Raw genomic sequence first — 12,714 nt, forward strand, 5'->3', positions numbered from 1 at the left:
GTTAACTCGAATGGATTCGACATGTTAAAACCAACTATCGGCCCGATCGTCGGCCACGTCACAACTGATCACGCGCGCATCTTCATGCGGGGCGATCAGCAGAATAAATCGCCGGTATTTGCCGCAGTGCGTTTTCGCAGTTCCGATACACAACAATGGTCGAAAGGTAACTTCGCCCGCCTGAGCGAATTACGCGACATGTCTGAAGTATTCGCCCTCAACAATTTGAGTAGCGACACCGAATATGAATATCAGGTCGGCTGGTTCAGCCCGATGAGTCCGGTGCACACCCCGGACAGCGTCGCCGAACTGCCGCTGCAATGGCCACGAGAAATCTATCGTCTGCGCACCCGCTCCAGCAAAGCCCTGCAACCCAAAGCCTATATCGTCGGCTCCTGCCGCTACCTGCGCATGACCGCCGGCATCGCCTCCCTGCCGCAATTGGGCGATCGGATCTTCGCGTCCATCAACCAATTGATCGAGGGCATACAACCACCGATCAGCGCGGTATTGATGACCGGCGATCAAATCTACGTCGACGATTTGAATCTGCTTGCACCGGATCGCGAATATAAAGACATCCTGAGCAAGTACCGCGCGGCTTTTTCTCAACCGAATATAAAACGACTGATGGCCGGCACTTCGACTTACATGATTCTCGATGATCACGAAATCGAAGATAACTGGCCCGCCAATGCCAGCAAGTCCGACGGCGACTTATACCGTAATGCCATGGCCGCCTATGAGTTGTATCAGGCCAGTCACAGCCCGGCACATCCGCTGACAACTAACGGAGATATAGATCACGCAACACTCGAGCATTACTGGTATCAATTCAGCGATGGCGATATTGAATGGTTTGTGACTGACAGTCGCACCCGCCGCAACTTGTCAGCCGATGACCGACGCATCCTCGACGAGGCACAGGAACAGGCCTTGTTGAAATGGCTGAGCAACAGCGAGGCGCGGGTCAAGTTCGTGGTCACCAGCGTGATGTTCTATCCGGATCGCAAACTTCATGGCGATGACGCCTGGAAAGCCTTCCCCGAACAGCGCCTGCGCCTGCTGGAAACCATCCGCACCCAGCGTATCAAGAATGTCGTGTTCATTTCGGGTGACGTACATGGCTCGCTGACCGCTCGCCTGAGCCACAGCGAAGACCCGGACTTCGAAGTCCACACCGTGGTGTCCTCGCCGCTGTGCAACAGCAAACTGCTGCCGTACGCCAAAGCGTCCACGTTCATTCTGGATCAACCGCTGGTGCGCACGGCGGCGGGCGATTATCGGCATGAACTGACGAGCAGCGTGGTGAGTGAAGACAATTTCGCTCATCTGGTGGTCGAGGCGGGCCAGATTCAGGTCAATTACCACGACCGCGATGGCAAACGCCTGCAATCGATCACCCTCCCACTGCGTTGAATTGCCGGCCAAAAAGACGCCGTTGCGGGGCACAAACCGCTCTGCAACGGCAGTCTTTCAATGCAACAGGATTACTTTTTACCGCACGCTGGAGAAATCTTCAGCGCAGCCGACATATTCTTATAGCACTTGGCCTTCATGTCTCTTGTCAGTCGGTGCCGCAATGATGCAACCTTGCCGCAGGCAACAGTAAAGAGGGCGAGAGCCCGGCGCGTTCAGCATATTTCCAAGCGAGTTCCCTTCATGAAGAGCCAACCCGATGCCGCCAGCCGTATGGCGGCCGAGGTAGTGACGCAGTTGCCTGTGCCCTCGCGGCTCGGCATGCTGCGTTTCGAGCGCTTGAATGAAGCCAGTTGGGCCATGCTGTTTCTCGATCCCAACTGCGAACGCCAGTTCGGCCAGCCGGCCGTTGAGCTTTGCGCGCTGGTCGGCTCACCCTACGCCAGCCTGATGGAACCCGAAGCGCGCTATCAACTGCACGATGCGATTCAGCAACAGCTGACCGCCAGCCCGCATTATCTGGTGCGCTATACCCTGCACACGGCTGCCGGTGCGCTGAACATCCTTGAGTTGGGCGAAGCCTACAAACAGCACAATCGTCACCTGCTGCGCGGCTATCTGCTGGCGGTCGATCACGTCTTCGACGAAGTGTCGCTGCTACCCTCCGTCGATCTCGAAACACAGAATTCGCGCCTGCAAATCGCCCTCGAACTCAACCAACGGGCGCAGCAGGAACAACTGCAGCACCTGGAACGCGTACGCGCCCAACAGGACCTGATTCTGCTGCTCGCCCGTCAGCGCTACAGCACGCATAACTCGCTGCAGGAAGCCGCCGAGCTGATCACCCGCTGCGCCTGCGATATCTATGAAATCGACTGCGCCAGCCTGTGGAACCTCGAAGGCCAGCAGTTGGTGCCGATCTCCGCGTACCACCGCGCGACCCAGGAATACATCCTCCCGGACGTGATCGACATCAGCAGTTTCCCCGACTACATGGAAGCTCTGCACAGCAGTCGCGCCATCGACGCACACAACGCGATGCGCGACCCGCGCACCCGAGAGATGGCCGAAGCGCTGCGCCCGCGCGACGTCAACGCCATGCTTGATGCGAGCATTCGCGTCGATGGCCAAGTAGTCGGCGTGCTGTGCCTGGAGCAGACCGGCGTCACCCGCGCCTGGCAGTCCGACGAAATCGCCTTTGCCGGCGAGCTGGCCGACCAGTTCGCGCAAGTCATCAACAACCACAACCGCCGCACCGCCACCAGCGCCCTGCACCTGTTCCAGCGTGCGGTCGAGCAAAGCGCCAACGCCTTTTTGCTGGTCAATTGCGACGGCGTGGTCGAGTACGTCAACCCGAGTTTCACCGCGATCACCCAGTACACCACCGAGGAAGTCCACGGCCAGCGCCTGTCCGAGCTGCCGGCACTGGAGAACCTCAGCGAACTGCTGTTCGACGCGCCCTCGGCGCTGGCCAAGAGCAACAGTTGGCAGGGCGAATTCAAGAGCCGCCGGAAAAACCTCGAACCGTACTGGGGCCAGCTGTCGATCTCCAAGGTCTATGGCGACAACCGCGAGCTGACGCACTACATCGGCATCTACGAAGACATCACCCAGACCAAACTGGCGCAGCAGCGCATCGAGCGTCTGGCCTACACCGACAACCTGACCAACCTCGGCAATCGCCCGGCATTTATCCGTAATCTGGACGAACGCTTCGCCCGCGATAGCGATACGCCGATCAGCCTGTTGCTGGTGGACATCGACAACTTCAAACGGATCAACGACAGCCTCGGTCACCAGACCGGCGACAAACTGCTGATCAGCCTGGCCCGACGCCTGCGCAACAGCCTGAGCCCAAGCGGCAGCCTCGCGCGGTTCGCCAGTAACGAATTTGCCGTGTTGCTCGACGACACCGATCTTGCCACCGGCCAGCAGATCGCCAACCAATTGTTGGCGACGCTGGATAAACCGATGTTCGTCGACAACCAGTTGATCAGCGTTACCGGATCGGTCGGCCTGGCGTGCGCGCCGCTGCACGGTCGTGATCCGCAAACGCTGATGCGTAACGCTGGCCTGGCGCTGCACAAGGCCAAGGCCAACGGCAAACATCAGGTGCAAGTCTTTACCGAAGCGCTGAATGCCGAGGCCAGTTACAAACTGTTCGTCGAGAACAACCTGCGCCGCGCCCTGACCCAGAATGAGCTGGACGTGTTCTACCAGCCCAAGCTGTGCCTGCGCAGCGGGCGCCTGCTGGGCATGGAAGCGCTGCTGCGCTGGAACCACCCGGAACGCGGCATGATTCGCCCGGACCAGTTCATCAGCGTCGCCGAAGAGACCGGCCTGATCATTCCGATCGGCAAGTGGATCGCGCGCCAGGCCTGCCGCATGAGCAAGGCACTGACCGCCGCCGGCATGGGCAATCTGCAAGTGGCGATCAACCTGTCGCCCAAGCAGTTCTCCGATCCGGATCTGGTCGCCTCGATCGCCAACATCCTCAAGGAAGAAGCGCTGCCGGCCTATCTGCTTGAACTGGAACTGACCGAAGGCCTGCTGCTGGAAGCCACCGAAGACACGCACTTGCAGCTCGACCAGCTCAAGCGCCTGGGGCTGACGCTGGCCATGGACGACTTCGGCACCGGTTACTCGTCGCTGAGCTATCTGAAGAAATTCCCGATCGACATCATCAAGATCGATCGCAGCTTCATCCATGAAATCCCCGACAATCAGGACGACATGGAAATCACCTCGGCGGTGATCGCCATGGCGCACAACCTGAAACTCAAGGTCGTGGCCGAAGGTATTGAGACCGCCGAGCAACTGGCGTTCCTCCGTCGTCATCGTTGCGACGTCGGCCAGGGTTACCTGTTCGACCGGCCGATTCCGGGCGGCGAACTGATCCAGGCGCTGAAACGCTACCCGCGCGGCCCGCTCTGCCTCTGATCTCGCCGCTCCTACATTGGATAGTGCGAAGTCGGGCATCATTCGGCACACTGGCGGTCTGACTTTTTACATCCAACCTGACTGAGAGGAACGATCATGGTTCTGCGCTCGGAAATTCTGGTGAACAAAAACGTGCTCCCGACTAAAGAACAAGCTCTGCCCGGCCGCGAAACCGCGATGACCCTGCCTGAAAAGCACTTCGTCTTCGAACAAACCCCACTGCTTGGCCCGTTTTTCCAGGACGTCGACTTTGCGATCTTCGGTCTGGGCTGCTTCTGGGGTGCCGAGCGCCGCTTCTGGCAGCGTGAAGGCGTGGTCAGCACGGTCGTCGGTTATGCCGGTGGTTTCACGCCGAACCCGACCTACGAAGAAGTCTGCTCGGGCCTGACCGGCCACGCGGAAGTGGTACTGGTGGTGTATGACAAGGCCAAAGTCAGCTATGAAGAGCTGCTGGCGATGTTCTGGGAACTGCACAACCCGACGCAGGGCATGCGCCAAGGTAACGACATCGGCACGCAGTACCGCTCGGTGATCTATGCAACTTCGCCTGAGCATCTGGATGCGGCGCTGAAGAGCAAGGCGACCTATCAGGCTGAACTGTCGAAGGCGGGTCTGGGCGAGATCAGCACCGAGATCGAACAGGCGCCGACCGTGTACTTCGCCGAGGCGTATCACCAGCAGTATCTGGCGAAGAATCCTGAGGGTTATTGCGGTATTGGCGGCACTGGCGTGTGCATGCCAGCGAGCCTGGCAGGCAATTAACCCGCCGACTGATCGTTCCCACGCTCTGCGTGGGAATGCAGCCCGGGACGCTCCGCATCCCAACAGCGGACGCAGAGCGTCCATTGAGGCATTCCCACGCAGAGCGTGGGAACGATCGCTGTAGGAGCTGCCGCAGGCTGCGATCTTTTGATCTTGCCGTTGATCAACTCTCGGCAATCAACCAGTCCATCTGCCACCCGCCTTGGGTCTGCCCCAGCTTCTTCGACAACCACGGCAGCAGCTCACGCAATTCTTCCTCCAGCCCCCACGGCGGATTGGCAATTGCCATGCCCGAACCGTTGAGGCTGTTCGGCGTATCCAGCGGATGCACCAGCAGCTCCACGCGCAGCAACTTCGGCGCACCGGTGCCAGCCAGATCCTGATAGAACCTGCGCAACGCACGCTGATCCTTCACCGGATACCAGATCGCCGCCACGGTTTGACGCATGCGGCCAATCGCTTCTTTCAACGACGCCGCGCAACGCTGCATCTCGTCGAGCTGCTCGAACGGCGGATCAATCAGCATCACCGCACGCTTCTCCTGCACCGGCAACATCGCCCGCGCCACGTGCCAACCCTCACCCAGATGAACCTTGACCCGACGATCACCGGCCATGTTGTCCTTGAGCAGTACGCCGTCCTCCGGGTGCTTCTCGTTGAGCATCACCCGATCCTGCGGGCGGGTCAGGCGCCGCGCCAGCTCCGGCGAACCCGGGTAGTAGCGCAACTGGCCATCCGGGTTCATCTCGTGCAACACCTTCATGTAGTCGGCGGTCAGCGCTGGTAAATCCGGCTGATCCCACAAGCGCGCGATGCCTTCCAGGTACTCACCGGTACGGTTGGCCTGATCACCCTGCAAGTCATACAGACCGATGCCGGCGTGCGTGTCGAGATAGGCAAACGGCTGCTCCTTGCGCGACATCAGGGCGATGAGGCGGGTCAAGGTCAGGTGTTTGAACACATCGGCGTGATTGCCGGCATGGAAGGCGTGACGATAATTCATGGCTGCTCCTGCGAAGGGCGCAAAGTTTACCTTTTACCGGGCGGCAAGTCAGGGGTTGGCGGCTGAGCGGACAAAAGCCTTTCCCTCACCCTAGCCCTCTCCCGGAGGGAGAGGGGACTGACGGTGGTGATCTTGCGAGTTACATCGACCTGATAGATCTGCGTGATCTCAGGCTTGGCCAAGCGAAGATCAGCGCGGAAGTCGCAAGTCGGCGTACACCGCCCAGACAACTCGGTCAGTCCCCGAAACAACACCACCATCCAGGCTTGGCCAAGCCAAGTTCACCACTGAAGTCGCAAGTCGGCGTACACCGCCCAGACAACTCGGTCAGTCCCCTCTCCCTCTGGGAGAGGGCTAGGGTGAGGGGCTTTGCTTTTATGGCGTTAAACTGGCTAACCATGAACGACAGGACGTCAAAAACTCATGCGATATCTGATCATCTGCTTATTCAGCCTGCTTAGCCCATACCTCGCCCTTGCCGACGAACCCCACATTGAACAGGCACGCCAGACACTAAAGAACTACGGCCTGAGCCACTGCATTCTGAAGCCATTCAACGAGCGCTCCGCGCTGGAAAAAGACATTGCCCTGTCCGCCAATGCCTATTCCGTCATGGGCAAAGGCATGCATTCCATCCTGCAAAATGAAGACACGCTGCAAGTGCTGCACGATCCCTACAAAGAAACCCGAAACTACGTGTTGGCGGCTTACGAGCAGACACCTTCAAACAGCAAATACTCGAATGAAAAAGTAGTGTTCCTTGCGTGCCTGAAGGTCTACAACTCCGATGCGTTCAACAGCTTTATCAACTCTCAGGATGCGTACATCCCCGACTGACTAACTGATTTCCTTCAACGTCAAAAGATCGCAGCCTTCGGCAGCTCCTACTGGGCGAACGCCAGTCCCGTGTAGGAGCTGCCGCAGGCTGCGATCTTTTGATCTTTTTCAGGCGGGCATGCTGCGCAGGCGCCTGCCGATGACATCAAGCACATCACAGCCGTCGCGCAAGGGGATCACGCAGAGCTGGGCGAAGTCGCTGAGGATGACGGAGTCGCATTCGACCGAGCCGCGCATGCACATGTTTTCCAGCACCTGGATCACGGCGCGCAGGCGGTGATTGGCCGCGTCCATAAGGATGTCGAGGGGCACGTGGGTGTCGATGAACAGGGTCGGCATGTCGCTGCAATTGCCGGTAAGTGCCATGAAGCGGTTGTCGGGATGGGGGACGATTTTTTCGTAGGGTGGAGCCGGTTTAAGCGTTGTCATATTTTGTACCTCAACTGATTAAATGAGGCTACCAATGACCTTCCTACAGGTTTGGGTGGCAGCCGTACGCGAGAGTAGGAAACTGAGGAACCAGCCAAAAACTCAGCTACGCCGAAGCGTTCCCGCGCACAGCCGCCGCGAAAGATGTTACGGACACAGGTTTGGTGCCGCAATCAGACAACAGGGCTGGTGCACGGTAAATTCCAAGGGTTCCTACACCCTGTCACCGCTCTCGCAGTGACAACGAAAAGACTATCCCTGCAACCCACCGCCCACCAGTTCATGAAAACCGCCGCAACTCGAAGGAATCGTCCGAGACCTTCGCCCCGAAAACTCACTCCGACTCTGCCAGCAAAAACGCCAGCAACGCCGATTGCGACGAATCTTCCGACAGTGAAACCTGCAAAAACCGCCTGACCTTGCAACGCAAAACCGCCTCGGGAAAGGCCTCGAAGACTGCCGGATATTCCTCGCTCAACCACTGCAACGCATTGGCCGTTCGAACGTCATTGCCCTGCTGCGCCAGCACCGAATCCGGCACCTGCCACCACGGGAATACCCGCCCCGATACCAGCGCCCTGCCACCGATATCCAGCACCTGCCCATTGATCAGACAACGCCCGATCAGCGGAAACAGTTGTGCCGCATCCACCTCATCGGCCTGAAGAATCGGCAACAGAAACCGCCCGTCCCAAAAACGAAAAAACACCGTTTTCCCGCCAGGCATCAGCACTTGGGTCAGGCTGCGAAATTGCGCCACCACCTCTTCAAGGCTCGCCGAAGACACCGCCAGCCAACCCCAATCCCGCGACTCGGTGGTGGTGACCCAATGCAGAAACTCACTGTCGGCGGCGATAATTCCCACGCAAGGCATCACCGCATCCCACTCGGCATAAATCGTCTCTGCCCAGATCGGGCTCGCCGTTTCTCGCCAAGCGGCAGGCGGTTTTGCCTCATTGGCATTACTGAAAACCGCAAACAACTGCTCGGAAGTTTTCAACGGTTCACGCGCCAACCATTCGGCAGGCAATAGAAAATCAGGCGGCACAGAGACCATCCTTGCAACGTTCACACTCTTCGCAGAATGGCGCGTCACCCTTGAAGCTCATGATTTGTGCAGCCGTCAGCATGGCAGCCGGCGCGGCGGCGAGTTTCTCCGGCAATCCCGGTACAACCGGGGTGGCACTCATCGCCGCCATCGGTGCGCCGCCCACGACAATCGGCACGCTGCTGAAAATGCCGCCGGGACCGATGTTGATCCACTGCCCACCGGCCTGAATCGTCGCACTCGCGCCACCGTCGATGACCACTTGCTGACCGGCGCTGACGTGGAATTGCCCACTGGCGCTGATCGCCTGATTGCTCACGCGAATATGCCGGTCGCCGATCACGCTCAGATGGTCGTCCTGCTTCACTTCGGTCTGCCGCTGACCGTGAGTAATGCGCTGCTCATCAGCCTTCAACTCGTGCCGAGCGGTCCCGGTGACAACAATGCTGCGCTGGTTATCAACCTGCACCTGTTGATCATTCAACACATGCTGCGTCCAGTTACGCTGGGCGCGCAGGTAGATTTCCTCGGCACCTTTGCGATCCTCGATGCGCAGTTCGTTGTAGCCGCCACCGCCGGGGCTGCTCTGGCTACGGAAAATGCTGCGGGTCTTGTCCGCCGGCAGATCCAGCGGGATCGGCGTCGCGGCGTTGGGCAGGCAGCCCACAACCAATGGTTTGTCGGCGTCGGCATCGATGAAGCCGACCAGTACTTCCATGCCGACTCGCGGAATCAGCACGCTGCCGTAACGGTCATGGGCCCAACCGCTGGCAACGCGCAACCAACAACTGGAATGCTCGTTCAATTCACCGTCGCGGTCCCAAGCCAGTTGCACCTTGACCCGGCCATACTCGTCGCAGTGGATTTCCGTATCTTTCGGCCCGGTCACAACCGCCGGTTGATAGCCGAGCATGCGCGGTTTTTCAGGCCCCTGCGCCGGGCGGAAAAACACGTCCCACGGCGTGGCGAGAAAGCTATTACGGTAACCCTGAAATCCCTCGCCATCGCTGGTCACCGATTCCTCCAGCACCTGCGGCTGGCGGCCATGATGCTCGATGGCGGTCAGCAGCCACAGGTCATTCCAGTCGTGGCGCGGATGCTCAGTCAGTTGCAGGAAATGTCCGCAAACCAGTGCAGATTCGTCGCTGATGCCTTCGGCCTGACGGTAATCGGCGACATGTCGCTCAAGTGCCCGCTGGGCGAGATGCTTGCCGGTTTCCCGATCGTTGAATTGGCCGGGGAAGTGATAGTCCTCGAGCACCGGGCGCTGCTCGCCGTCGACTCGGCTTTGCAATTGCAGCCGCGGTTTTTCGAAGTTGTAGTCGCGCCGGGTGACCACGCTGGTGCGGGTTTCCACGCGAACGTTGAAACGCTTGACCGCCGGGGCTCCGGCAGACATGCCACTGCCCGGCAGATAAAGGGTCGGCGTGGCCAGTTTTGGAAACACCGTCTGGTCATCACCGAACACCAGTACGTGCGCGTCGGGGCTGTGTTGAAAGTGGTAATGAATACCCACTTCGGCACACAGGCGTTGAATGAACGCCAAGTCGCTTTCAGCGTACTGCACGCAATACTCGCGAACCGGGTATTCGCTGCCCAACCGAAACTCGAAAGCATCACGAAGGATCGCGTGATCCTTAAGCACCTGCGCAACAATTTGCGGCACGCTCTGATGCTGGAAAATCCGCTGATTGATGCGGTGTTCCAGATACGTCAAACGTGGGACAAGGCTTAAGTGATAACGCGTCAGACGTTTCCCGGAGTCGCCCTGCCCAACCTGATAAATCTGACCGTGAATACCGGAACCTTGAGCATCAAAGCTCAGAAACGCCTGACAGTGCAGCAGGCTCTCGAGGTCCAGATCCGGTCGCTCACTGACCAGTTCCAGCTCGAAACGAAAGGGTTGGCTGATGGCTTCCTTGCCCGTGAACTCAAGGACCTTGAGGTCATGTTGGGCGCCTTCGAGGGTCACCGTGAAACGCGGTTGATTGGCAGGCGCGAACATCCGATGTCTCTCTGCAATGTGAGGGCGGGCGATTCTGCATGAGGGGCAAGGGGTGATGAATGGGTGACGGGAAAATCAGATTTTCCCTACTTTTTTTGCCGAAAAAACCTGCAAAAAACGGCGCTTTCAACTACAGACAAATCCCTCAAGTCATCCATAGAACCCTGTGGGAGCTGGCTTGCCAGCGATAGCGATGCGTCAGTTACTGAATGTTCTGAATGTGCCGCCCTCATCGCTGGCAAGCCAGCTCCCACAGGGTTCTTCAGCGTCGGCAAGAAATCACAGGCACAAAAAAACGGCCCGTCTCCTGTGGAAACGGGCCGTTTCTGGATGAGCCTCAGCTCAGAACAATTACTTGTTCAGGTGGAAGTCTTTTTCCGCCGCTTCGAAGCGCTGCACCATGCCTCTGGTCGGCTCGCCCATCTTGCTGACGATGTAGATGGCCAGGCTGGCGAAGATGAAGCCCGGGATGATTTCGTACAGACCCAGCAGTTCGAAATGCTTCCAGACCACCACGGTGATCGCGCCGACCAGAATACCGGCCAGTGCGCCGTCGCGAGTCATGCCTTTCCAGATAACCGAGATCAGTACAACCGGACCGAACGCCGCACCGAAACCGGCCCAGGCGTAGGACACCAGGCCCAGTACGCGGTTTTCCGGGTTGGCCGCCAAGGCGATCGCGATCAGTGCAACCAGCAGCACCATGGCGCGGCCGACCCAGACCAGCTCAACCTGAGAAGCGGATTTACGCAGGAAGGTTTTGTAGAAGTCTTCGGTCAGGGCGCTCGAGCACACCAGCAACTGGCAGCTCAGGGTGCTCATCACAGCAGCCAGAATGGCCGACAACAGCACACCGGCGATCCATGGGTTGAACAGCAGTTTGGCCAGTTCGATGAACACGCGTTCGTGGTTCTCGGTCACGGGACCGGCAACTTCCGGGTGCGCCGAGAAGTACGCGATACCGAAGAAGCCCACCGCCACAGTGCCGCCCAGGCACAGGATCATCCAGGTCATGGAAATGCGACGCGCCTTGGCGATCGACTTAACCGAATCCGCCGCCATGAAACGCGCGAGGATGTGCGGCTGACCGAAGTAGCCCAGACCCCAGCCCATCAGCGAGATAATGCCGATGAAGGTGGTGCCTTTGAGCATGTCGAAGTTGCTCGGATCTTGCGCCTCGATCGCCAGGAACGTGGTATCGACGCCACCAGTAGCCAGCAGGACGATGATCGGCGTGAGGATCAGCGCGAAAATCATCAGCGTGGCTTGTACGGTGTCGGTCCAGCTCACCGCGAGGAAACCACCAATAAAGGTGTAAGCAATCGTCGCCGCAGCACCGGCCCACAGCGCCGTCTCGTAGGACATGCCGAAGGTGCTTTCGAACAGACGGGCACCGGCCACGATGCCGGAAGCGCAGTAGATGGTGAAGAACACCAGAATCACGATCGCCGAAATGATCCGCAGCAGACCGCTTTTATCTTCAAAACGGCTAGCGAAGTAATCCGGCAGGGTCAGGGCGTCGCCGTTGTGCTCGGTCTGCACGCGCAGACGGCCGGCAACGAACAGCCAGTTCAGGTAGGCACCGATGACCAGACCGATGGCGATCCAGCTTTCGGACAGACCGGACATATAGATGGCGCCCGGCAGGCCCATCAACAACCAGCCACTCATGTCGGACGCACCGGCGGACAGCGCGGTGACGACGCTGCCGAGGCTGCGACCGCCGAGAATATAGTCAGAAAGGTTGTTGGTGGAGCGATAGGCCATCAAGCCGATCAGCACCATTGCTGCGATGTAGATCACGAACGTGATCAGGGTTGGATTGCTTACGCTCATTGAGTTACGCCCTGGCTTTGTTTTTATGTAGCGGCGGTGGTGAACCGCACGCAAACGACGACGTTTGGCAGACGATCCGGGATCCCGCGCATTTAGGACTGATGTTTCCCCAGGAAAGCCATCAGCCGGTACACCGGGTTAATCCCGGTTGCACCTTGGGCGCGAATGCTATGCAACAAATCAAATAAGGTGCAACCAGTTTCGTGAGAATTAGTTGCACCTAGTCGGATTTATCGACGATCACCCCGTTTTTGCTCCCTTTTGTGGCAGTCATGGCCCTTTGCTAGAAGCAAAAGCACCAAGCAGGAGCAGCACTTTCGTACCAGAAAATAATTCCTGACGAGCTGCCTATTATTCCGACAAAAAAAGGGTTGCACCCGGTTGCACCTCTTTCAGCGCACGGCTAATCTTGCGGCCAGCTGATGCCACGCAACT

Annotated in this window: 9 protein-coding genes; 4 read left to right on the forward strand and 5 right to left on the reverse strand. The window is 58.6% G+C overall.

The genetic code is table 11. The features are described 5' to 3' along the window. The first annotated feature begins 21 nt into the window (after positions 1-21). The 3 genes from ACM6IN_RS21660 (at position 22) to msrA (ending at position 5,121) form a co-directional block, all read left to right on the forward strand. On the forward strand, positions 22-1,419 hold the full coding sequence (locus ACM6IN_RS21660; protein ID WP_414916677.1) for an alkaline phosphatase D family protein: 1,398 nt from the start codon (positions 22-24) through the stop codon (positions 1,417-1,419). A gap of 243 nt (positions 1,420-1,662) precedes the next feature. Next, positions 1,663-4,359, forward strand: coding sequence for a putative bifunctional diguanylate cyclase/phosphodiesterase (locus tag ACM6IN_RS21665; protein WP_007915678.1), 2,697 nt, complete (start codon positions 1,663-1,665; stop codon positions 4,357-4,359). A gap of 96 nt (positions 4,360-4,455) precedes the next feature. Beyond that, complete coding sequence (gene msrA / locus ACM6IN_RS21670) at positions 4,456-5,121, forward strand: peptide-methionine (S)-S-oxide reductase MsrA (protein WP_007915676.1); 666 nt, start codon at positions 4,456-4,458, stop codon at positions 5,119-5,121. A 163-nt stretch (positions 5,122-5,284) separates the two neighbouring features. On the opposite strand, the gene ACM6IN_RS21675 is transcribed toward msrA, so the two are convergent. Beyond that, positions 5,285-6,124 (reverse strand): 23S rRNA (adenine(2030)-N(6))-methyltransferase RlmJ, encoded by an 840-nt coding sequence (locus ACM6IN_RS21675; protein WP_007915674.1) that lies wholly within the window; start codon positions 6,122-6,124, stop codon positions 5,285-5,287. 423 nt (positions 6,125-6,547) lie between these two features. Between ACM6IN_RS21675 and ACM6IN_RS21680 the strand changes: the two genes are divergently transcribed. Then, positions 6,548-6,961 carry a hypothetical protein gene (locus tag ACM6IN_RS21680; RefSeq protein ID WP_414916678.1) on the forward strand — a complete coding sequence of 138 codons (414 nt, stop codon included), beginning with the start codon at positions 6,548-6,550 and terminating at the stop codon, positions 6,959-6,961. A 108-nt stretch (positions 6,962-7,069) separates the two neighbouring features. Here ACM6IN_RS21680 and ACM6IN_RS21685 read toward each other — a convergent pair whose 3' ends face one another. The 4 genes from ACM6IN_RS21685 to putP all read right to left on the reverse strand — a co-directional run bounded on the left by ACM6IN_RS21685 (position 7,070) and on the right by putP (position 12,279). Then, on the reverse strand, positions 7,070-7,390 hold the full coding sequence (locus ACM6IN_RS21685; RefSeq protein ID WP_123376875.1) for a hypothetical protein: 321 nt from the start codon (positions 7,388-7,390) through the stop codon (positions 7,070-7,072). Between the two features lie 334 nt (positions 7,391-7,724). Further along, entirely contained in the window at positions 7,725-8,438 is a 714-nt protein-coding gene (locus ACM6IN_RS21690) for a DUF4123 domain-containing protein (protein WP_414916679.1), read from the reverse strand. Then, positions 8,428-10,443, reverse strand: a complete 2,016-nt coding sequence (locus ACM6IN_RS21695) for a type VI secretion system tip protein VgrG (RefSeq protein WP_414916680.1) — start codon at positions 10,441-10,443, stop codon at positions 8,428-8,430. Before ACM6IN_RS21695 ends, ACM6IN_RS21690 begins: the two co-directional genes overlap by 11 nt. Positions 10,444-10,794: 351 nt before the next feature. Next, positions 10,795-12,279 carry a sodium/proline symporter PutP gene (putP, locus tag ACM6IN_RS21700; RefSeq protein ID WP_414916681.1) on the reverse strand — a complete coding sequence of 495 codons (1,485 nt, stop codon included), beginning with the start codon at positions 12,277-12,279 and terminating at the stop codon, positions 10,795-10,797. Positions 12,280-12,714: the final 435 nt, after the last annotated feature.

The organism is Pseudomonas sp. IT-P395, from assembly GCF_949767675.1.
GTDB lineage: Bacteria > Pseudomonadota > Gammaproteobacteria > Pseudomonadales > Pseudomonadaceae > Aquipseudomonas.